General features: G+C 51.0%; 17 protein-coding genes and 3 pseudogenes. 8 read left to right on the top strand and 12 right to left on the bottom strand.

Features of this window, described 5'->3' with window-relative positions; translation table 11 throughout:
* Window positions 1-29: 29 nt before the first annotated feature.
* Both ACTG2W_RS06425 and ACTG2W_RS06420 read left to right on the top strand, forming a co-directional pair.
* Window positions 30-611: a flavin reductase family protein gene (locus tag ACTG2W_RS06425; RefSeq protein WP_160320685.1), complete on the top strand. Its 582-nt coding sequence runs from the start codon at window positions 30-32 to the stop codon at window positions 609-611.
* A 63-nt stretch (window positions 612-674) separates the two neighbouring features.
* Window positions 675-1,043: a putative zinc-binding protein gene (locus tag ACTG2W_RS06420; protein ID WP_050555278.1), complete on the top strand. Its 369-nt coding sequence runs from the start codon at window positions 675-677 to the stop codon at window positions 1,041-1,043.
* Window positions 1,044-1,115: 72 nt separating this feature from the next.
* Here ACTG2W_RS06420 and ACTG2W_RS06415 read toward each other — a convergent pair.
* Window positions 1,116-1,708, bottom strand: a pseudogene (locus tag ACTG2W_RS06415) (IS1595 family transposase); the annotation flags it as partial.
* A gap of 2 nt (window positions 1,709-1,710) precedes the next feature.
* Between ACTG2W_RS06415 and ACTG2W_RS06410 the strand changes: the two are divergent.
* A pseudogene (locus ACTG2W_RS06410) lies at window positions 1,711-1,913 on the top strand (hypothetical protein); the annotation flags it as partial.
* 63 nt (window positions 1,914-1,976) lie between these two features.
* Here the strand turns inward: ACTG2W_RS06410 and ACTG2W_RS06405 are convergent.
* The 3 genes and pseudogenes from ACTG2W_RS06405 to ytfE form a co-directional block, all read right to left on the bottom strand.
* The gene (locus ACTG2W_RS06405) at window positions 1,977-2,378 is read right to left on the bottom strand and encodes a CZB domain-containing protein (RefSeq protein WP_371317204.1); all 402 of its coding nucleotides are present in this window, start codon (window positions 2,376-2,378) and stop codon (window positions 1,977-1,979) included.
* Window positions 2,379-2,726 (bottom strand): annotated as a pseudogene (locus tag ACTG2W_RS06400) (methyl-accepting chemotaxis protein); the annotation flags it as partial.
* An 841-nt stretch (window positions 2,727-3,567) separates the two neighbouring features.
* Window positions 3,568-4,230 carry an iron-sulfur cluster repair protein YtfE gene (ytfE, locus tag ACTG2W_RS06395; RefSeq protein ID WP_017408664.1) on the bottom strand — a complete coding sequence of 221 codons (663 nt, stop codon included), beginning with the start codon at window positions 4,228-4,230 and terminating at the stop codon, window positions 3,568-3,570.
* Between the two features lie 161 nt (window positions 4,231-4,391).
* Between ytfE and norR the strand changes: the two genes are divergently transcribed.
* On the top strand, window positions 4,392-5,933 hold the full coding sequence (gene norR / locus ACTG2W_RS06390; RefSeq protein WP_257724781.1) for a nitric oxide reductase transcriptional regulator NorR: 1,542 nt from the start codon (window positions 4,392-4,394) through the stop codon (window positions 5,931-5,933).
* 496 nt (window positions 5,934-6,429) lie between these two features.
* On the opposite strand, the gene ACTG2W_RS06385 is transcribed toward norR, so the two are convergent.
* Complete coding sequence (locus ACTG2W_RS06385; protein WP_042024870.1) at window positions 6,430-8,622, bottom strand: hypothetical protein; 2,193 nt, start codon at window positions 8,620-8,622, stop codon at window positions 6,430-6,432.
* Between the two features lie 1,324 nt (window positions 8,623-9,946).
* Window positions 9,947-10,174 carry a helix-turn-helix domain-containing protein gene (locus ACTG2W_RS06380; protein ID WP_080768707.1) on the bottom strand — a complete coding sequence of 76 codons (228 nt, stop codon included), beginning with the start codon at window positions 10,172-10,174 and terminating at the stop codon, window positions 9,947-9,949.
* A 110-nt stretch (window positions 10,175-10,284) separates the two neighbouring features.
* Between ACTG2W_RS06380 and ACTG2W_RS06375 the strand changes: the two genes are divergently transcribed.
* Window positions 10,285-10,524, top strand: coding sequence for a hypothetical protein (locus ACTG2W_RS06375; protein WP_042024897.1), 240 nt, complete (start codon window positions 10,285-10,287; stop codon window positions 10,522-10,524).
* A gap of 810 nt (window positions 10,525-11,334) precedes the next feature.
* Window positions 11,335-12,459, top strand: coding sequence for an HD-GYP domain-containing protein (locus tag ACTG2W_RS06370; protein ID WP_106842517.1), 1,125 nt, complete (start codon window positions 11,335-11,337; stop codon window positions 12,457-12,459).
* Window positions 12,460-12,622: 163 nt separating this feature from the next.
* Here the strand turns inward: ACTG2W_RS06370 and ACTG2W_RS06365 are convergent, their stop codons facing one another.
* From ACTG2W_RS06365 to ACTG2W_RS06340, 6 genes are all read right to left on the bottom strand, one after another.
* The gene (locus ACTG2W_RS06365; RefSeq protein WP_106842518.1) at window positions 12,623-12,808 is read right to left on the bottom strand and encodes a hypothetical protein; all 186 of its coding nucleotides are present in this window, start codon (window positions 12,806-12,808) and stop codon (window positions 12,623-12,625) included.
* Between the two features lie 42 nt (window positions 12,809-12,850).
* Window positions 12,851-13,432, bottom strand: coding sequence for a NifB/NifX family molybdenum-iron cluster-binding protein (locus tag ACTG2W_RS06360; protein ID WP_106842519.1), 582 nt, complete (start codon window positions 13,430-13,432; stop codon window positions 12,851-12,853).
* Window positions 13,429-13,743 (bottom strand): DUF134 domain-containing protein, encoded by a 315-nt coding sequence (locus ACTG2W_RS06355; protein ID WP_042052985.1) that lies wholly within the window; start codon window positions 13,741-13,743, stop codon window positions 13,429-13,431. The genes ACTG2W_RS06360 and ACTG2W_RS06355 overlap by 4 nt, the downstream gene beginning before the upstream one ends.
* A 225-nt stretch (window positions 13,744-13,968) precedes the next feature.
* Window positions 13,969-15,150, bottom strand: coding sequence for a dicarboxylate/amino acid:cation symporter (locus tag ACTG2W_RS06350; RefSeq protein ID WP_106842520.1), 1,182 nt, complete (start codon window positions 15,148-15,150; stop codon window positions 13,969-13,971).
* A gap of 192 nt (window positions 15,151-15,342) precedes the next feature.
* Window positions 15,343-15,894 carry a hypothetical protein gene (locus ACTG2W_RS06345; RefSeq protein ID WP_106842521.1) on the bottom strand — a complete coding sequence of 184 codons (552 nt, stop codon included), beginning with the start codon at window positions 15,892-15,894 and terminating at the stop codon, window positions 15,343-15,345.
* Window positions 15,895-15,999: 105 nt separating this feature from the next.
* Window positions 16,000-16,638 carry a TetR family transcriptional regulator gene (locus tag ACTG2W_RS06340; protein WP_005359187.1) on the bottom strand — a complete coding sequence of 213 codons (639 nt, stop codon included), beginning with the start codon at window positions 16,636-16,638 and terminating at the stop codon, window positions 16,000-16,002.
* Between the two features lie 140 nt (window positions 16,639-16,778).
* Between ACTG2W_RS06340 and ACTG2W_RS06335 the strand changes: the two genes are divergently transcribed.
* Complete coding sequence (locus ACTG2W_RS06335; protein WP_106842522.1) at window positions 16,779-17,972, top strand: efflux RND transporter periplasmic adaptor subunit; 1,194 nt, start codon at window positions 16,779-16,781, stop codon at window positions 17,970-17,972.
* 17 nt (window positions 17,973-17,989) lie between these two features.
* Window positions 17,990-21,139 (top strand): efflux RND transporter permease subunit, encoded by a 3,150-nt coding sequence (locus tag ACTG2W_RS06330; protein ID WP_106842523.1) that lies wholly within the window; start codon window positions 17,990-17,992, stop codon window positions 21,137-21,139.
* Window positions 21,140-21,280 lie beyond the last annotated feature (141 nt).

The following is a 21,280-nucleotide window of genomic DNA, read 5'->3' as shown; positions in this document are numbered from 1 at the left end:
GTAGTGTTTCTGTTACAAAGGAGATGGCAATGCATAAGCAAGTTCACCCAAAATCACTTTATTGGGGAAACACCGTAATTCTACTGAGTACCATCGATGATACTGATACAACTAACATTACACCAATATCATCGAGTTGGTCTCTTTCGAATAATATTGTCATCGGCCTCAGTCTAAATTCAAAGGCTATCGAAAACATTGAGAATTGTCCAGAAGTCGTATTGAATGTTGCATCAGACAACCTTTCGGATAGAATTGAATCTATTGCCAAATTGACCGGAAAGGATCCTGTCCCATCTGAAAAGATAGGTTTCAGTTATTGTGGTAATAAATTTGCTCTTGGTGGATTTACAGAGCTGGCGTCCTGTACCGTTAAACCATCTCGTATCCAAGAATGTTTAATTCAGGTCGAGTGTGTAGTTGAACATATAACAAAGCGCAATAATTTTGCTATCGTTGAATTGCGAGCCACTCATGTGCATGCAGATGCATCTTTACTTAAAAAAGATGACGTTATTGACGCGGATTTGTGGAGCCCTCTGATTTATAATTTCAGGAGTTACCACGGAATTACCAGCGCTATTGGTAGAAACTTTAAATTTGATAATTGATTTCGCAGATGCCCTATTTATTAAGGGCATCTTCATGGGACTATGATTTTTAAAGGATGTTTTATGAGTGAATGTTTACGTTCTTTACCATTGGTTTATTCATGCTCTGGTTGTTCAAGTGCAGCGCAGATGGCAAACTATATGGCTATTCAGCTAGATAAACGAGGTGATGCAGAAATGTCCTGCATTGCAGGTGTTGGTGGAAACGTAAAGCATTTAGTCCGTATAGCAAAGTCTGGTAGATCGATCATTGCTATCGATGGATGTCCTTTACAATGTGTCAAAAGTTGTTTGGCTATTCACAATCTCACTCCTACAAATCATGTCTTATTGAATGAGCATGGAGTCAAAAAACTTCAGAAAACAGATTTTGATTCTGATGAAGCGGATAGGCTTGTTTTTGAAATCGCACAGTTATTAACTCTTCTATAAGAGGTTGCTCCTCAAATTTATCGGTATGTATTATTCATACGTGGCTATAGATATGGGGTACCACCTATCCGATTACCCATGATCTTCCCGATATGGTATCAGATGGATTTCCTCTATCGTGTGGTTCAATTCAACCAGCATGCTCTTGATGCCAAAACGATGCTTAAATCGGAAGCATCATTCCGTCAGATGATTTGGTAGAGGCTTGGTTCCAAGCGTATGGCAACTGCTCCGCAGCGAGTTCTGCACATTCCCTATTATCGTGCTTACCCAGTTGAACGCAAGATGCTCCAGTAAATCCAGGTTGCCTCCAGTGACGACACTCAGGTACTCACAGTTGGCTTCCTTGACTGCCCTGAAACGGGATAACTCATCAGATATCACGGCACTCCCGTTAGCAAGATGTCGTTTAGCCCACTTGCCAATGGTCTTAGTTTTGAACCCATCAACCACCGTCATCCACATTTTGATTGGATTTCTTTCCTTCTTCAGGGACACTGCCGCCACAAAGGTGTCTTGCAAACGGTACCACAACCCCGCTTGCCACCACGGCGTTCACTGCCCCAGTAGACATCATCGAGTTGAATGATACCGCTGATGGGATGCTTGTCGTCAGACTCCTTCATCGCTTGCAGCAGCTTGTGCTTGAGCATCCAGGCGAGATCTCCGTCGCTCGTTGGTAGAGACGGCGATGTCCCGGTTCAAACAGCTGATGGTGGGAAGAATCAGTCAACGAAACTACAACGACCAAGTGGGGGAAGTGATGGCGTATGTGAGTGTGATAAACAAACTGACGACCTTGGCCTGCCGGTCAGAAAGCCCAAGTGTAACGGTCACTTGGGGCTGGGGAAGCTACGTTTTTACGACTGATTTGGGAAGCAACGCCGTTCGGAGTGACTGCTAATCATGGGTAATCAGGAATCGTTGTTAGAGTTATAATTTTAGAAAATGGCTCATACCCTTCATGACCGTTATATTTGCCTGCTCCATTGCAGCTAAAGCAGAAAGTGCCCCATCGTAATCGCCACTATGGAAACGAGCTACCGCATTTCTGGCATTGTCATGTACAGCTTGATGTGGTTTTTCCATCTCGCGATAACCTGATGATTTAGAGAAACTGGCTTTACCTTCACCAGCGTAATACCACTGGCCGAGTCGACACTCAGTGTAATCAGGAAGCTGCTCCGCAGTTAGGTTGGATAATCCCATTAATACTTTATACACTTCTAATTTAAGACTGAGTTCTTCCAGATTGGCTAATTCCGCATTGGAAAGCAGCGAAGCTCCTGTAATTGATTGCTCTAAATTTTGCGAAAGCTCCGTTAATTGCGACATGCCATTAGTTGCAGAAAGACTATCTGCACTGTAACGACGAGCATTGATGGCGCCTTGTTCCATAACGTTTTTGGCCTGTTGGGTATCGGACTGGATTTCGCTCACCAACCCAGCAATTTCTGTTGTCGCTTTGCCGGTCCGCTCCGCCAGACTTCTAACCTCATCAGCCACTACAGCAAATCCGCGCCCTTGTTCGCCAGCGCGGGCGGCTTCAATTGCTGCATTTAACGCTAATAAATTTGTTTGATCGGCAATACCTTTTATTAATTGAACAATACCATTGATTTGACTAGCGCGCTCATGTAGCGAGGCCACATTTTCTGAGGCTGCCGTAATTTGTTCAAACATCGTGTGCAGATTGTTAGCCATTTGCTGAAAAGCAAGACGATTTGTTTCTGATTCCCGAGAGGATGAAATAGCAGTTATTTTTTGTTGATTCAGCTGTACAGCTAGGCCCAAAAAAGAATCACCGAGCCCATGTAGTGATTGCCCAAAATTTGCAATATTGGTAAACATTCCAAGGAAAAATCGCTCTCTAGATTGTGTATTCCTTAGCCTTATCTGAATTTCTTGACTTTCTTCGCATGCTATCTTATAGCTGGATTGTAACTGCTCTATCTCTTCTTTTAGCATCTGATTTTCATCAGATAAGATCTGATATTGTTGTTTAAGCTTTAAGCCAAACATAAGTTACCTCGAAAAAAATAATGCGCATTTAAAAACATTCACGTTGCCAATTAAACTATGGAACGTAGATAAAATGAAGTGATTTATGCGCGTTCTAAACAATAAAAATGGGTTCCAGCCTATCCAGAAGCCGCCCAGGTAGGGTGATTTTTAATACAGCACGGATTCAAATGTGATAAACATATTAGTTGATTAGATATATATTTTTGTTGACAATATAAGCAAGTGTGTTTATGAGCGATACTGATAGATAAAAAAGATGGATCGTAAACATTACCTACTTTATGAACAATAACTACCACAAGAGACCACAAGAGATTCTTGCTGCCAACCTTAATTCTCGTTTCCGATTAAACCTATTTTTAAGTTCGATATTATGGATGAACATGCATTGAACAAATGCTTTCTCTTATTTTCTCACAAAGTCAACATAACCAAAATACGCGACTACCAAATCCACGGGGATATGCAGATATCCCCGAGAATAATAGATGACTGGTCATTAATTGGTGGTGGCGTTTGCGAATAAAATATTATTTTCCAAATGAATATGTTGCATCAGGTCTTCTCGCAATTGTGTCAGGCCGGTATAGAGTGCACGCCATGTCACGCAAGCGTCTACCGGAGGCGTAATGTCATTGGTCAGGTGCATTATTTCGTCCAAACATTCACCATGCTGTTCATGTTCAATACGCATCATAGCAATTGGGCCTTGTACTGAGTTGTTAAGACCCTTTTTCAGCATAGGGAATAGGATCTGCTCTTCTTTCTGCATGTGACCTTCCAGCTCCCGCAGCATATCAACCAGATGAGCCCCCAGACCTAACGGACAGCCTATTTTATCCGCATGGACATGTTCCACTCGATTTGTAAGGCGGATCAGTTCTGGTAATTGAATTCGATGCTGAGCATGGAAGCGTTCCAGGATAAAATCAATTAGCGCAGAAGGTGTTGCAGTACGCCAATCAATTTCGTGGCTTGGTAACTGTTGTACTTGCTCTAATTCAGTAATAACCAGCGTGGCATCGAGGTTACGGTGAGCGATGGCATCTTTTAACGGTTGTTGACCACCGCAGCAAAAATCTAGTTTAAATTTGTGGAATACTCGTGTTGCACCAGGAATTTCACAAGCAATATTGGCAATAGTTTGTTCGAGTAAGACCATGAAAGCGCTCCTTGATAAATAATAGAGTAATTTTATCTCGATAAGTAAAAGCATAAATCATGCCATATCTAACACATTGAAATATATGGATTATATATTTTTGTGGTGTTTTTTACCATCTCCTGATAGGGTTAAAAAAACCATTTCTGGTAATAAATACCATGTTTGAAACATCATTGTTACTTGATCTCACTACTGAACTACCGCGTTCCGTTCGACAGGAGCGGCTGGTTTCCGCGATTCGAACTAATTTTGGTTGTAGTGCAGTTGGTTTATTGAAATTGGATGGTGATTGCCTTTGTCCTGTGGCAGTGGATGGCTTAGTGCATGAAACATTGGGGCGCCGTTTTGTCGTGGCACAGCACCCTCGTCTGGCCACTATTTTATCCAGTCGTTCAGCAGTGCGATTTGAACCGGAAAGTCTGTTACCTGATCCATATGATGGTTTACTGGACTCACAACGTGGGCTGCCATTACCCGTACATGATTGCATGGGGATCAGCCTCTATCTAGGAGGGCAATTGTGGGGCGCATTAACGCTAGATGCTTTTGAGGGTTTTGTTTTTGACGATGAAGCAGTTGATAAATTAACGCACAGTGCTTCTCTGACTGAAGTGGTGATACGTATGAGCCGTTTAGAAGAAGAGATTCTAGCGTTACGAGTTGGTAATCGAGCATCAGAAGCGTTATTGCTGGGTGAACAAAATACTAGTGATGGTGAAATCATTGGGCAAAGTGCGATTATGCTGAAGTTATTGCATGAGCTGGATGTGGTAGCAGATTCCGAACTTCCCGTGTTGTTGCTGGGCGAGACTGGTGTAGGAAAAGAGCTATTTGCTCGCCGCTTACACAGTAAATCACCACGACATATTGCACCGCTGATCCATGTCAATTGTGCGGCATTACCAGAGTCACTCGCGGAAAGTGAACTGTTTGGTCATGTTAAAGGTGCATTTTCTGGTGCGATAAGCGATCGCCCCGGTCGATTTGAAGCAGCACATGGCGGTACGCTTTTTCTCGATGAGGTTGGTGAATTACCACTGACTGTGCAGGCTAAATTGCTACGCACGTTACAGAATGGCGAGATCCAACGACTCGGTACAGATCAGCAGCAGAAAGTCGATGTTCGGATCATTGCGGCAACCAATCGACAGTTGCATGAGCAGGTAAGAGAAGGGCAATTCCGGGCTGATTTGTACCATCGGTTGTCGGTTTATCCAGTGCCGATCCCTCCACTGCGGAAGCGTGATAACGATGTGTTATTACTGGCAGGGAATTTTCTAGAGCTAAACCGTGCCCGTCTTGGTTTTCGTAGCCTGCGATTATCACGCGAAGCAGAACAGGCTTTGTTTACTTATGACTGGCCGGGCAATGTACGCGAACTAGAGCATGTGATCAGCCGGGCTGCTTTGCGTGCACTCAGTCGGGGAGCTGTCAGAACAGAAATTGTCACATTGGAACCAGAGCATCTGGCATTGGATGCCAACGCGATTTGTTCGACAAAAACCGAACATATACTGTTGTCACAGGTTTCGCATGATGAACAGACTGTATCGCTAAAGATTGCCGTGGATGGTTATCAGCGTAAGGTTATAAGTCAGACTTTGGATGCCTGTCAGGGCAATTGGGCTAATGTGGCTCGTCGGTTAGTTCTTGACCCAAGTAATTTGCATAAACTGGCTAAACGGTTAGGCTTAAAATAACGTTGATACCGTTAAATCTGTTCACGCGGCTTTCCCAGAAACCACTTGGTCAGAGACAGTTTGACATTGGCAAAATCGTATATATGACCGTTGTCATCAAAAGTACGAGTCATCAGGATTCTTGCCATCTCTATCCTACCCACAAATGGATCTATGTATAAAAGCACATCAGTTTATTCAGTTAAATTGGATGCTTTAACTACATCAGTAGTTACAACACTTTCATGAAAAATCATACACTTACATTTGATTGTTTTGAACTTCGTCAAGTTCCAATTGGATTTAGATGTATGACCACTCCCCAGGTGAGCTCATTGAGCTTTAGAGGGTGCGTAGGAGCGGGCTGGTAATCAGGGAGGGGGGATGGATGCAGTACGGTGGAAGGCTCTGATATTGATACCAAAGGAAGGGCGCACGAAAGTAGCGTAAACAAGACACCGATTTTAGGTCGGTGTCAGGTGATAACTAGAACTGTATAAATATTCTCTACTGCTTATTATAACGTAAATGAGAAGTCCAGCGTTTCATTGTCAGATACTCTGCGCATCGCTTTAGCTCTATCCTTATCACCGTAGGTCTTAATTATTTGCTCCACGTCATCATTGAGCTTCGCTGCTGCACCAATAAAATCACCAGGATGTTCCTCGAGATGCGTTTCTGCAACAAGGTGTCTTAACGCATGAATGTTGATACCATGTTGTTTATCATGAGGCATCGTCATCAGATAGGCCTGATATGTCAGTGATATGAAATTATCTGACAGTTTTGATGATATTTCTATATATTTACTTCTTATTTTAAGGTTTTCCTCGTTGTTTACTTGGCTTTGTCGAATGCTACGCCAAGGGAAAAAGATATCAATATCGTCAATTGACTGAACGCCCGCAAAGGTCATGAGATCAAACTCAATATAGCTGCGCCTTATGTTCAAATACTCTTTGATCAGCGGGGTAAGCTGTTCTGGTAACTCAACATCAACATCCACGCTATTTTTTGCATTTGCGTTTTTAAGATATCTGTACTTTGTGTTATCGTCACTAACCATCGATGTACCAAAACATGGGATATATAGTTGGAATCGGTTACGCTGACGATGATATGTTATACTTGCATAGTTTTTGTTCTGTGATGTCGCATTAGGGTAAAATTTCAATTCAGTCCAGTTTGCGCTGCGTGGAGATTGATAAAAACTGATTGTTTGTATCAGTCCTGCTCTAAAATACTGCAACGCACGGCCAATCTGAGATGCTGCACTTTTTCTATGCGCCAGCTCTAGTTTTTTATCGTCTGTGTTATTCGAAAGTAAATTTTTTTGCTCAGCATTGGTCTTGTATACTTTTGCTTTATCGAATAACCACTGGCTGGCCCTATAAACCGCATTTCGGCGATCTGACGCAGGTATGTTGAGTAAGAATTGAATGTTCAGTTTCCCTTTCTTGCCCGCTTGGCCGCGACTGTTGATGCCTTTCTCTGCCATCTTAAACCAATTAGGATATTCCTCGATAATAAAATCTAGGTCTTTAAAAAACTCCTCGATTGTTCTGTTACCACGATCGGCACAAAACCTTAGGTAGCCCTTCGAATCCGACCCTCGTTTTACAAAATTTAGCACTCTAGAGAATTGGCTTGTACCCGTTTGCAGTCCTTCCGAATATTCAGCCATAGCCTGCATAATCTCAGGTATTGTCAAGTGATAACTGCTAACAGACATGTAATCAATAGCTAATTCAGTATGACAAAAATGTTGAAATGAAAGTAGCTGACTTTTAAATGCGATAGCAGAGCCGCATTCGCCCTTCGCGTTGATTGTCCATTCATTGTTTCTTCTGTTTTTTTCATTGACTTTTGCTCGTATCTCATAGCGTCGATCTGACCTAAGCTCGTCAGAAATGTTTACTATCGCTGGTTGTTTTTTATTTATTTTATACTCACAATACTCATCATAAACCTTCTGTAGATTTGGATTCAGTGACGAGCTAATGAATGTGCTGCGATTGATAGCCGACAGATCAAGATCTGACCGATTTTTTCCTCTGCGTTGATGGTCAACTTTTCTATGAATTTTATCTAACAACAAGTTTTTTGGTAAATTGAAATAACTTTCAATGAAATTGATGCGAACGTCAGGTACTCGCTCGGCAGGGTGTGATGTACCCATCATATAATCGCGCAAAACTTTTGTTGCGCTGCCAATCGCTTGTGGGCTACTTTTCAGAATTGGCCATGCCTCTGGGCAGTTAGATAATGACGCGTTGATAATTTCACGTGCTACTTCTCTGTATGTAATGAAGCTTTTCTTAATATTATTCTGCGTCTTAGGAGTGACCTCATCGAGCCAGAGACGCTCACCGTATTTCCTCTGAACTGCTGCTGCCAGAGCCTCACAAAAAGTCATTTTGCTGAAATCTATGTTGTTTATTTGAGCGTAGAACTCTGCCAACCGACGCACTCGTGTCAGTGGGCCTCGCGTATCACTCCTGCTCTGACGTGCCAAGGTCATTTTCAGCTTTTCTATTGTTTCACTGAGATTTTCTAACAGTGCAGTTTCCAGCTCATCCTCGGACTGCACAATTGATGTTTTCAGTAACATGTTGAGTGCTGTCTGATGGTGCCTATAACGCGCACTTTCAGTTTTGTCGCTACTCTCAATGCCTTGAATGATCCGTTCTCTCAACTGCCTAATGCTCATAATTGCCACTCCATAAAAATACAACAACTGGTCTTTTTGTTCATTATAGTGCTGCAAACATCAATCGCCACACCAAAACGAAAATTATCGCAAAATAGCTTTTGACTTATTTGAAATTTCTTATATATCAATGTCTTTTTTGGTTTTTTGTGAGTTTTACGAGGGATTTCATGATTTTTAAAATTGGCAATGAAGCAAAGATTGATTAGGTTGCAATCAGCATTAAACAACAATACATGAAGTTTACAACAGTGATGAATAATCAATTAAAATTAGACACTTAGCTATATTCTTTAATTCCTGAATCGGAAAAACCATGACGGTATTTCTCTGATTTGTTGTAATTATGGTGTAAGGGGCTAAGTTGGAAGGACATTTTGTTGTAAAAACAAAAGCATCATAAAAACATATGGTTAGCTAAAAAAATGTCAACAAATCATATAGTAATAAGTTATTGATTTGCATGTGACTTTCTATTTTTACAACAAAATCTCTTAGATTATAGAGAATCACAACGCCTGCTTGCTTGAACCCTCTTTATATCAAGCAAAAAGTGGGCTGTCTGCCCGCGTTGTAAATGGTAAAACGAAGGTGACCGCACAATGTCTCTACCTATGATTGTATCTGACATGAAAATATGTGACCTAGGATGCAAGAGTGCTCCAACGCCGTTTGGCTCTGCGTTGCAGTCCTATCTATTTCAGCCGGTAGGATCGTTCCCCATAGTTATTTGTCGCTGTACTGGTGGCAGAGTAGAAATGAGAACTACGGGGTTGTGTATATGATTAAAACGAAATGTTAGTCAGCCCAGCTTGGCTGCACACTCAGAACTGGCTAACTATGAGCCAGAATACATTTTTTGGTGATATGGATAGGGCTTGAGATGGCAGATTGGATGATGCTGTACGATGCGGTGTAGCGATTCATACCGGTCGAGCTAAATTAATTTCAGCGCTCGATACGCTGTGTAATGCCTGTGCAGTCGAGTCTGAGTACACCAACCTCAGTATCATCGATATTTTCAGAATGCCCCCAAGCTCAGGGTTATTGTTTTCAATGGTTTTGTTGTGGTCAACAATGAGGGGATTGAGAAACCTGCCGGTTTCTAGTTGGCCATCTGGACGATGCTTCTGATGACAACGAATGTGGTTTCGCCTGGCACTGGCTGAAACTGTACCAGACCAGACCAGACCAGACCAGACCAGACCAGACCAGACCAGACCAGACCAGACCAGACTTGGGTGGTTTGTATGCAGTTATAAGGTTAGGTGTTTGGCATGTTCGAGTTTATTGGCAGGCCATTTGGTTAGAGCAACAGCTATGGTTATGGCAGCAATGATGCAGGCGAGACCCCTAGGGCCTTGGCGATCTGATAAACTTTTTCCAGGGTTACCCTAGTTTCCCCACGTTCGATTTTTCCCATATGACCACGGTCTATACCAGCAATTAGTGCTAGTTTTTCCTGTTGCATACCTCGTGCAGACCGCAGCTCTCGTACATTTTTACCGAATGCAGTTGCGAGCATCGCCAGCTCAAACTCGTCAGAATCCATTTTATCTCCTCACTAGAGGATCTATGGTCTACGTTATACGGCGTGCTGTACACGGCTGTGAGTACACGCATATAATGACACTGCATATAAGCATCATTTCGAGGTGGAAAATGTCCAATCAGCAGATCGTTCTGAGCCAGAATCAAAAAAGTGGCACAGTGACACTAACCTTTCAAGATGCGGATTTCCTAGCCGCAGTAGGAGATTCTTTGAGAGTGGAGTCATTCGTACATGTCACTATCAATCAATCCGTATATGATGAATTTGTTAAGAGCATTATGGTTTCGTTTGTTGCCGAATTTATGGATTTTAAGCAGCAATGGCCGATACCTCAGGAGCTAAGAAAGTGAACAAGTCTCTGACATGATGGAGGGCATTCGGGTCTTTCTCGCGGTTTGCTGTATTGGTGGACTTATTTGTAGCTCATCCTCGTAAAGTAATGCCAACGTAGCCTCAGCTTCTTTGGATTATAACCGGCGCCAATTAGCGTTTTTATCGCCTTATGAGTCTCCATAGAGACGGACGTCATTAAGCACCTCTTTAATATCGGTAAACCCAACATAACATCCTAGCCTAGGCGTTCAGTCAGGATCCCATGCTCGATGCGGCTGAGGAGGTCGAGCACAGCCTGAGCGAGTTCGGGCGTATCCTGATGGTTGAACGGACGAACACATCCTAGGTAACGGAATATATGATCCTGTGTTGAGCAACATGTCAGTACTACAGCTTGCAACTCCGGCACCGGTACAGTGATGGGAGCCCGCCAGCACAAGCCTTACTGACAGTATTAGCCATGGATTGGTCTTGTTGCTTTGGGTCAACCCAAGGAGACGAATCCTACTTTGGGGGCCTGTTTTGTGTTGGACATCGCTCAATCACTCTTAGGTGGCTCTTCTTTAAGGGCGCGGATTTTACCGGAATGGTTAACCAAAAACTATACAGCCAGCATGGCAGAACCGAACAATATCTCAGACCAGGCAAGATTGGGCCGCACGAGCAGCCGGTGATGGCGCGCCCTTGGTAGGGCTATTGCCTCTGCCATGCGGGTTGGTTGTGGGGATGCTGCTTTGTTGATTTTTCTGTCAATTTTGACGCTGTGGCGGGGAGAGCGTCAAAGGGAGTCACTATACTTCCATCACGGGGTCCCGTTGGAGAAGGCGATGGAAAGTTCATTTGGCGAAAAAATGCAGAGCGTACATGCCACGCTCAGGCAGCGCTTTGACAAGCTGAGTCGGGTGGCCATCGCGATTTACGATCCCCATACTGATCAGCTCAAGACCTTTGCCCACAGCACCGAGGGGCCCTCGCCACTGGTGCAGTATGAGGTGAAGCTGAGCGATGTCCCCTCCCTGAGTTATCTGGCGGAGCACAAGCAGCCCCGGGTGCTCGGCAATCTGGATGCCCTGCGTGGCTCGGCGTCAGAGCACAGCCGCAAGGTACTGGAGGCGGGTTATGCCTCCAGCTATACCGAGCCGCTGCTGTTCAACAGCAAGCTGTTTGGTTTTCTGTTTTGCGATGCTATGGAGCCGGGATACTTCGAGGAGCCGATCCGAAGCGAGCTGTCGGCCTATGCCCAGGCGCTCTCGGCCATCATTGCGGTAGAGTTTTTCTCCATCCAGACCCTTGGCGGCGCGCTGACCACGGCGCGGGAGTTCAGCCGTTATCGGGATGAGGAGACCGCCAACCATCTGCACCGGATGTCGGCCTACTCCCGGCTGATTGCCAAGACGCTGGCCCCGACTTGCGGGCTGAGCGATGAGGAGGTGGAGTTTATCTACCTCTTCTCCGAGCTGCACGACATCGGCAAGATCGCGGTGCCGGACGCCATTTTACTCAAGCCGGGCAAGCTGACGCCGGAAGAGTTCGAGATCATGAAGATCCACCCCGGCAAGGGGCGGGAGATGATCAGCCTGATGATCAACGAGTTTGGTCTCGATGGCATTCATCATACCGACATGCTGACCAATATCATCGCCAGCCATCACGAACGCTTCGACGGAACCGGCTATCCGCTGGGGCTGGCGGGGGAGGCGATCCCGCTGGCAGCGCGCATCGTTACGGTGGCGGATGTGTTTGATGCCCTGACCAGCGAGCGCCCCTACAAGAAGGCCTGGCCGTTCGAGACGGCGTTTGCTTATCTGGAGGAGCATGCCGGCAGCCAGTTTGATCCCGCCTGTGTCGCCGCAGCCCTGCACAACAAGGCCGAGTTTTATGCCATCTATCAGCAGTATCAGGATCCGGCCTGCACTCCGAGTGCGGCGGCCAGCGGCGCAGAGCCGGGTTGAGCGCCCGTGATGAGCGTAAGGGGGAAAGCGGCGGTTCAAGCATGGCGAGGAGTAAATAGAGAGGGGGCACCAGCAGGTGCCCCCTCTCTTCTATGCGCCTCTCGATTCCACGCGCCCTTATTTTGCCGACCTTCTATCTGCGGCTATGGCGGCTGCGGTCAGGTTACTTTTTGGGCGTCGGCTCGTTGATCTGGTAGAGGTGATCCGCGCAGGTGCTGGAGCAACCACAGGGGCGCACCTCTTTATCTTCCCGTTTCTGGGCAAGCTGATATTGGCGCCACCAGATGATGGTACCCATGGCCAGGATCAGTACGAACGAGGCGAGCAGGCTCAACAACCAGATGGACATGATCTCTTCTCCTTGATGGTGATGACATGCACGGCGATGGCATCAGTGATGATGGCAGCAACCGCCCTGCTGGTTGGCGCCTTCACTGCCGTGGCAACAAGTATGGCCTTGCAGTGGGCTCTCTGCCGGATTGCCACTACTGGTGCAACAGTGATTGGAGCCACTGTTGCAACCACCATGACAATGGCCATGACTCTGGCCTGCGCCGACGGGCTGGATGGCACGGATCGCAGATTTGCTCTGATGACGGCGAGACGGACGCCCCTGACTTGCCTCGGTAAGAGGTTGCAAATTGGTGGGGGCCAGCAGTGCGGGCAGCGGCAGGCGGGCAGAGCGACACTGCAGCACCCGGATATTGGCTGCCAGCAGGCGCCCCAGCATTCGCTCGCCGATATTGCGCACCACCACCTGACCCACCTGATGATGGGCGAGGGCGTCGAGCAGCGCTTGCTTGCCGTGGCAGCCTTCGGCGGCGGCCGGGTTGGCCAGGGTGGCGATGACGTTTCCTTCGGGGTTAAGAATTTGCAACTGCTCGGCACGGGTAAAGTGGCCAGCCAGCAGCCCCTGACTCAGCATCAAGGCGCTGTTGTTGGGGGTGGTGGTCATGGTTGTGACAGCATTCATGTCGGCTCTTCTCCACTGGTTGGGTGGTCGGGATCGGCGGGTTGCATCATCAATGCCTTGCCCAGACTCAGACACTCCACCACCTTGTAGCGCCCTTTTTTCAGGATATTGGCCAGGGTCTGGCGGGAGACCCCCATCACCAGGGCGGCCTCCTGCTGCTGCATTCCTTGAAGGTCGACGAGGCGCAGTGCCTCGAACTCGTCAGGGGCCAGCGTGACCTGTTCCAGCTGATGCATGGGGCGGCCGTTGGGTTTGAAGCAGCTGTTGGCGGGGCGGCCACAGATCTGGCGGGCAATCTTGGGTCTTGGCATGGTGGCTCCTAATTAGCATAAGCCATTTATACGCTCATATGTAGCATATGCCAATAATTTTGTCTGATGCAGAGGGTAGCGCCAGTGCTGTTTACGGCAGCGAGGGGTAAAGAGGGGGAGGCGGACTACGTACAAAAGCAGTCAAGGTGGCATAAACGACGCAGGCCCGAACAGAGGTTCGGGCCTGCAGTTTTTAAAGAGGATGGTCGAGCTATCCCGGCGAGCTTACGCCTGTTCGGCCTCGGCCACAGGAGCTGCGCTCTCGCTGCCATTGGCGAAGCGATCCGCCCACAGGGCAATCACGCCGTCACCGGTGACGTTGCAGGCGGTGCCGAAGCTGTCTTGCGCCAGATAGAGGGCGATCATCAGGGCGATGGAAGCTTCACCAAAGCCGAGCATGGAGGTGAGCAGGCCCAGCGCCGACATCACGCCACCACCCGGCGCGCCCGGGGCGGCTATCATGATCACCCCCAGCATCATGATGAAGGGGAGCATGGTCTCGATACCCGGAATGGCCAGATGCTCGGAGAGGAACATCACCGCGGTGGCACAGGTGACTAGGGTAATGGTGGAGCCACAGAGGTGAATGGTGGCACACAGCGGTACGGTGAAGTTGGCGATACCGTCGCTCACGCCGTTGTTCTTGCTCGATTGCAGGGCTACCGGAATGGTGGCGGCGCTCGACATGGTCCCCAGCGCGGTGAAGTAGGCGGGCAGCATGTTCTTGATAAGCTGGGCCGGTGAGCGGCCAAGGGCCAGACCGGTACCCACGAACAGTACGGAGAGCCAGATCCAGTGCATCAGGATCGCCATCACCAGCACCACGCCGAAAGTTTTCAGGGTGGCGAATACGGTGCCTTCTACCGTCATCTCGACAAAGACGCCGGCGATGTAGAACGGCAGCAGCGGGATGATCACCTTGGCCAGCAGGCGGTCGATGATGTCACGACCCTGATCGGCGACCCGGCGCAGATCGGTGGCCTGGGTGGCGCTGATGCCAATGCCGAACACGAAGGCGGCAGCCAGTGCCGACATCACGCCAAACAGCGGCGGGATCTCCAGATTGACGTAGGAGGCAAGCTTGACCGCCTCGGCGGTAGTGGGCTCGGCGGCGGTGGTGAACTGCGGGATCAGGCGGCTCGCCACGGTAAAGGCGAACAGCCCCGCCAGAATGGTGGAGCAGTAGGAGAGGGCTACGGTTTTGCCCAGCAGCTTGCCGGAGTTTTTCGGCAGGCTGGCGATGCCGCTCATGATAAAGAACAGAATGATGAGCGGAATAGTGAAGGTGATCAGCTGACCTATCACTGTCTTGGCCGTAAACAGCACGCGCGCCACCCACTCAGGGGCGTAGAGACCGAGCAAGAGACCGGCAAGGATGCCAGCAATGAGTTTCAGGACAAGTTTCATAAGGAAATCCGGAGTTGGTTGTATTGTCTGTTTTGTTATTAAATTTTGATATTAATCACACTTTTTAACACGTAAGCCGTGTTATGTCTGCCTTTTCTGCGTTAACGCCGAGTTAAATATTGTCGAAGGTCAAGATCGCCGACTAGCTGTCGGCTTGGCGTTGAACTGGAAAATCCGTGATGAATTAGCCCGTTAGGTGGCCTGATGATCGCCACGCAGCAACATGACGTACTGGCTGGCGTGTTGACTTGTGCATGATGGCGTGTTGGTCGAGGCGGTTTCCATCGGCGCCAGTTGTAGCGCTATCCCGGATGTGGTGACCAGTTGCTGTAGCTGATCGTGACTTATCTTGCCGCTTGGCGGCAGGGGGAAGCAGATCGGAGCGCACGCTTTGAGCAGGGTCGCCAGCTGTTGCAACAGGGGGACAAGGGTGGCCACGTCGCTATCAAGCGGGCGGCTCAGCCAGATGCCATCGTAAGGGAGCACCGAGTGCATCTTCGCCAGCGGGCAGACCCGCACTGCTTGCCCAGATTGCTGCGAGGCAACTCTGGCGTCGGCCAGCACAGCATCACAAGCGGTGACCACATACCCTTCTGCACGCAGCCAGCACAGATCCTCCCCCGTACCGCACTGACCATTAAGTAGGTGAGCACCGGGTTTGAGGCTCGCCACAAAGGCAGCCCGAGCGCGGGCGTGCTGGTCGTTAAATGGCCAGGAAGCGGGGATGGCGTCAGAGTGTGGCACAGGGGTTACCTCAAGCAGGGGGCGCACAGGGTAACAAATCGGGGCCTGACTGCCAAAACGTGCGGTCAGTCCCCGATTTGGATGTGAGGACGTTGCCGGAGCTGATTAGCGGCCGCAGGCAGGCCCGTGGGGCTGGGCCAGCATGGTGAACATGCTCTCTATCATAAAGGCGGATTCGCCCTGCAGGTCGATCCGCCCCGGAAAGTGGAGCCAGTTGATGATGTAGCCATCCAGAGTGCAGTGGAGCAGGGTGGCGGCACGCTGCAAGTTGAGGTTGGCGGGCAGTTGGCCCCGCCGTACCGCATTGGCCAGGGTGGTCTCCAGGTCCCGAAAGAAGTTGGCGGACTGGCTGCGGATATGCTCGCGCAATGAGATGGCTTCCCCCTCCAGCGATTCGAGATTGAACAGGATGGTGAACATCTGCCGCTGGGCCGGATTGTGAATGAAGCTGTGGAGCACCCCTTCGAAAAAGAGGCGCAGTTGCCCCAGCGGATCCGGCTCATCTGGGTTGAGGCAGGCGTCGAGCTGGTGGGCGAGGGGACTGCAGAGCTCCTGCCAGAGCGAAATGAAGAGTTCATCCTTGTTCTTGAAGTGCCAATAGATGGCCCCGCGGGTCAGGTCTGCCGCCCTGGCGATGTCGGTCAGGCTGGTCTTGGCCAGGCCCTGAGAGCAGAACAGATCAAGCGCCGTGCTCATGATGTGGCAGCGGGTTTGCTGCGCCTCTTCTTTGGTTCGTCTGGCCATCGAAATTTGTGCCTCATGCAAGCAAAAAGTCACTTACATACATTTATGAATGTATGTATATTGCCTCATCTTTCGACTATTTACCAACAGGGCCCATGCGGCCCTGATTGTTCATTGACTGGCAAAGGCTCAGGTGTTTCATGCATAAACATATTCTTGCTCGTTCAGTTGGTCTTGCCTTGCTGGCTACAGGCTTGCTGGCAGGTTGTGGTGACAAGGGGGGCGCACCCCAGGGACAGGGCGGCATGCCGCCCGCGGCGGTCAACGTGGTGACCCTGCAGAGCGGTCCGCTGATGTTGACCACCGAGTTGACCGGCCGCAGCGCCCCGTTGCGGGTGGCCGAAGTGCGTCCGCAGGTGAGCGGCATCATCCTCAAGCGCCTCTTTACCGAGGGAAGCGATGTGAAGGCGGGCGATCTGCTCTATCAGATCGACCCGGCTGTCTATCAGGCGGCGGTTGCCAGCGCCAAGGCCAATTTGGCCAAGGCCGAGGCTAACGAGCAGAGTGCCCGCCTCAAGGCGCAGCGCTATCAGGAGTTGCTCAAGGTCAAATCCATCAGCCGTCAGGACTATGACGACGCCGATGCGAGCTGGAAGCAGGCCAAGGCGGAGATCATGGCGAGCAAGGCGGCCCTGCGCACTGCCGAGATCAATCTCGGTTACACCCGCATCACCGCCCCCATCAGTGGTCGTATCGGTAAATCCGCGGTGACCGAGGGGGCGCTGGTGACCGCCCAGCAGGCTGACAGCCTGACCGCCATTCAGCAGCTCGATCCCATGTATGTGGATGTGCGTCAGTCCACCGCCGATCTGCTGCGCCTCAAGCGACTGGTCGCCGAGGGCAAGCTGACCCAGGACGAGCAGAAAGGGGCCAAGGTGACCTTCCAGCTGGAAGATGGCTCCACTTACGGCGAAGAGGGCTCGCTGCAGTTCTCCGATGTGACCGTAGACGAGACCTCCGGCATGGTGACCCTGCGGGTGATTGTGCCCAACCCTCATCAGCTGCTGCTGCCCGGCATGTTTATGCGCGCCACCCTGCAAGAGGGTGAGCGGGCGCAAGGGTTGCTGGTGCCGCAAACTGCCGTGACTCGCACCCCCAATGGCGGCGCCACCGTGATGGTGGTAACCGCTGACAACAAGGTGGAGCTGCGCAACGTGCTGCTGAGCCGTGTCGTCGGCAGCAACTGGGTGGTGGAGTCAGGGCTCACCTCCGGCGAGCGGGTGATCGTGGCTGGCTTGCAGAAAGTACGACCGGGCGCCGTGGTCAATCCCGCCGAGCAGGGTGCTGATGCACCGTCTGCTCAAGCTGCGTCCAACCCCCCGGCCAACAAGTAGGATGGAGTAGTCGCCTCATGGCTCGATTTTTTATAGACAGACCCATTTTTGCCTGGGTGATCGCGCTGGTGATCATGCTGGCGGGCAGCTTGGCCATCATCAAATTGCCGGTCGCCCAGTATCCGAGCATTGCGCCGCCCGCTGTCGGTATTTCTGCCAGCTATCCGGGTGCATCCGCCAAAACGGTGGAAGACTCGGTAACCCAGATCATCGAACAGAACATGACCGGGCTGGATCACCTGCTCTACATGTCCTCCCAGTCTGACTCCGCGGGTCGGGTGTCGGTGACCCTCACCTTCCAGCCGGGGACCGATCCCGATATTGCCCAGGTGCAGGTGCAGAACAAGCTGCAGCAGGCGATGTCGCTGCTGCCGCAAGAGGTGCAGCAGCAGGGGATCAGGGTGCAGAAGACCTCCAGCAGCTTCCTGATGGTCGCGGCCTTCATCTCCAGCGATGGCTCGATGAACAACGACGATCTGGCGGACTATGTGGTCTCCAATATCAAGGAGCCCCTGAGCCGTCTGGACGGGGTAGGGGATATCACCTTGTTCGGCAGCCAGTACTCCATGCGGGTCTGGCTCGATCCCAACAAGCTCAACCGGGTGCAGATGACCCCGGGGGATGTGCAGGCGGCCATCAAGGCGCAGAACGCCCAGGTAGCGTTCGGCAAGCTGGGTGGCACCCCGTCGGTGGAAGATCAGCAGTTCACCGCCACCATCATGGGGCAGACCCGTCTCTCTACCGTGGAGCAGTTCAACGACATCCTGCTGCGGGTGAATCAGGATGGCTCCAAGGTACGGCTGAAAGATGTGGCCCGGGTCGAGCTGGCTGGTGAAAGCTATGACGCCGATGCGCTCTACAACGGCCAGTCCACCGCCGCGGTCGCCATCAAGCTGGCCACCGGCGCCAACGCGCTGGATACCGCCGAGAAGGTGCGTGCCAAGCTCAATGAGCTGTCGGATTACTTCCCGGCCAACATGGAGATCGTCTACCCCTACGACACCACGCCGTTTGTGAAGATCTCCATCGAGGAGGTGGTGCAGACCCTGATCGAGGCGATCTTCCTGGTGTTCTGCGTCATGTATCTGTTCTTGCAGAACTTCCGCGCCACCCTGATCCCGACCATCGCGGTGCCTGTGGTGCTGCTCGGTACCTTTGGGGTGATGGCGGCGTTTGGCTTCTCCATCAACACCCTCACCATGTTCGGTATGGTGCTGGCCATCGGCCTGCTGGTGGATGACGCCATCGTGGTGGTAGAGAACGTGGAGCGGCTGATGAGCGAGGAAGATCTCTCCCCGCTGGAAGCGACCCGCAAGTCGATGACCCAGATCACCGGCGCGCTGGTGGGGATCGCGTTGGTGCTCTCCGCCGTGTTCGTGCCGATGGCTTTCTTCGGCGGCTCGACCGGTGCCATCTATCGCCAGTTCTCATTGACCATCGTCTCGGCCATGGTGCTGTCGGTGCTGGTGGCGTTGATCCTGACCCCGGCGCTCTGTGCCACCCTGCTCAAGCCGATGAAACATGGCGAGTTTGGTGCCAAGCGCGGCTTCTTTGGCTGGTTCAACCGCGCCTTTGATGCGGGTACCAACCGCTATCAGAGCGGCGTGCGCAAGGTGATCAAACAGGGCGTGCGCTACAGCCTGATCTACGGTGCCATGCTGGCGGTACTGGCAGTGCTCTTTATGCGGATGCCCACCTCCTTCCTGCCGGAAGAGGATCAGGGGGTTATCATGTCCATGGTGCAACTGCCGGTGGGGGCCACCAAGCAGCGCACCGAGGTGGTGCTGGCGGATATGCGCGACTACTTCCTGAAAAACGAGAAGGATAATGTTGACTCCGTACTGACCGTATCCGGCTTCAGCTTCGCCGGTAGTGGCCAGAATGCGGGTATGGCCTTTATCAAGCTCAAGGACTGGAGCGAGCGCAAGAGCCCGGATCGTAGCGCCAATGCCATTATCGGTCGTGCCATGGGCTATCTGTTCAGCATCAAGGAGGCGCAAGTGTTCGCCTTCAACCTGCCTCCGATCCCGGAGCTGGGGACGGCGACCGGTTTTGACTTCTTCCTGCAGGATCGCGGCGGTATCGGTCACGACAAGCTGATGGCGGCGCGTAACCAGCTGCTCGGCATGGCGGCGCAGGATCCCACCCTGGTGCGGGTACGCCCGAACGGGATGGAAGATACGCCGCAACTCGACATCAAGATTGACTACGAGAAGGCGCTGGCGCAGGGGCTCTCTATCGCGGATATCAACAACACCTTGGCTACCGCTTGGGGCTCGTCCTACGTCAATGATTTCGTTGACCGTGGCCGGATCAAAAAGGTCTACATGCAGGCGGATGCCCCCTTCCGGATGAACCCGGAAGATCTGAAACTCTGGTATGTGCGCAACAGTGCCGGTCAGATGGTGCCCTTCTCCGCCTTTGCCAGCACCGAGTGGAGCTTCGGCTCGCCGCGTCTGGAGCGTTACAACGGCGTGCCGGCGATGGAGATCGTCGGTGAGGCGGCGCCCGGCAAGAGTACCGGTGATGCGATGGCAGCCATCGAGCAGATGGTGAAACAGCTGCCGGAAGGGGTGGGCATCGAGTGGACCGGGCTCTCCTTCCAGGAGCGTCAGGCCGGTTCACAGGCACCCGCGCTCTACGCCATCTCCTTGTTGGTGGTGTTCCTCTGTCTGGCGGCCCTCTACGAGAGCTGGAGCATTCCGTTCTCGGTGATGCTGGTAGTACCGCTCGGGGTTCTGGGGGCCATTGTGGCTGCCACCCTTCGCGGATTGGAGAACGACGTCTACTTCCAGGTTGGTCTACTCACCACCATCGGCTTGTCGGCGAAAAACGCGATTTTGATCGTGGAATTTGCCAAAGAGCTCTACGACAAAGGGATGGGCTTGGGTGAGGCGGTGGTGGAGGCGGCACGCCTGCGTCTGCGTCCGATCCTGATGACCTCGCTCGCCTTTATCCTCGGGGTGCTGCCGCTGGTGATCAGCTCCGGCGCCGGTGCCAGCAGTCGTAACGCCATCGGTACCGGCGTGATGGGGGGGATGATCAGCGCCACCGTGCTGGCCATCTTCTTCGTGCCGCTCTTCTTTGTGTTGGTGATGCGCTACTTCACCAAACACAGCACCAAAGAAGAGCGCCTGACCCATGCCCATGAGTCAAAACATGACTGATGGCAGTGTTTTTCTCAGTTAACTTGCGCGACCAGAAGATGAAGATAGTGTCAGGCCAAATCTGACCAGCAATACAAATGGGGCAACCATTATGGTTGCCCCATTTTTGTTCCAATCAGTAAGATCAGGTTGATTTTTGAA

Origin of the sequence: Aeromonas sp. 96A, from assembly GCF_051919165.1 — a bacterium.
GTDB classification, from domain to species: domain Bacteria; phylum Pseudomonadota; class Gammaproteobacteria; order Enterobacterales; family Aeromonadaceae; genus Aeromonas; species Aeromonas veronii.
This window is presented reverse-complemented; position numbering and strand designations above follow the sequence as displayed.

Coding starts and splice junctions, on each gene's coding strand:
- ACTG2W_RS06425 (WP_160320685.1), top strand. CDS start 30: ATGCATAAGCAAGTTCACCCAAAATCACTTTATTGGGGAAACACCGTA.
- ACTG2W_RS06420 (WP_050555278.1), top strand. CDS start 675: ATGAGTGAATGTTTACGTTCTTTACCATTGGTTTATTCATGCTCTGGT.
- ACTG2W_RS06405 (WP_371317204.1), bottom strand. CDS start 2,378: ATGTCGCAATTAACGGAGCTTTCGCAAAATTTAGAGCAATCAATTACA.
- ytfE (WP_017408664.1), bottom strand. CDS start 4,230: ATGGTCTTACTCGAACAAACTATTGCCAATATTGCTTGTGAAATTCCT.
- norR (WP_257724781.1), top strand. CDS start 4,392: ATGTTTGAAACATCATTGTTACTTGATCTCACTACTGAACTACCGCGT.
- ACTG2W_RS06385 (WP_042024870.1), bottom strand. CDS start 8,622: ATGAGCATTAGGCAGTTGAGAGAACGGATCATTCAAGGCATTGAGAGT.
- ACTG2W_RS06380 (WP_080768707.1), bottom strand. CDS start 10,174: ATGGATTCTGACGAGTTTGAGCTGGCGATGCTCGCAACTGCATTCGGT.
- ACTG2W_RS06375 (WP_042024897.1), top strand. CDS start 10,285: ATGTCCAATCAGCAGATCGTTCTGAGCCAGAATCAAAAAAGTGGCACA.
- ACTG2W_RS06370 (WP_106842517.1), top strand. CDS start 11,335: ATGGAAAGTTCATTTGGCGAAAAAATGCAGAGCGTACATGCCACGCTC.
- ACTG2W_RS06365 (WP_106842518.1), bottom strand. CDS start 12,808: ATGTCCATCTGGTTGTTGAGCCTGCTCGCCTCGTTCGTACTGATCCTG.
- ACTG2W_RS06360 (WP_106842519.1), bottom strand. CDS start 13,432: ATGAATGCTGTCACAACCATGACCACCACCCCCAACAACAGCGCCTTG.
- ACTG2W_RS06355 (WP_042052985.1), bottom strand. CDS start 13,743: ATGCCAAGACCCAAGATTGCCCGCCAGATCTGTGGCCGCCCCGCCAAC.
- ACTG2W_RS06350 (WP_106842520.1), bottom strand. CDS start 15,150: ATGAAACTTGTCCTGAAACTCATTGCTGGCATCCTTGCCGGTCTCTTG.
- ACTG2W_RS06340 (WP_005359187.1), bottom strand. CDS start 16,638: ATGGCCAGACGAACCAAAGAAGAGGCGCAGCAAACCCGCTGCCACATC.
- ACTG2W_RS06335 (WP_106842522.1), top strand. CDS start 16,779: ATGCATAAACATATTCTTGCTCGTTCAGTTGGTCTTGCCTTGCTGGCT.
- ACTG2W_RS06330 (WP_106842523.1), top strand. CDS start 17,990: ATGGCTCGATTTTTTATAGACAGACCCATTTTTGCCTGGGTGATCGCG.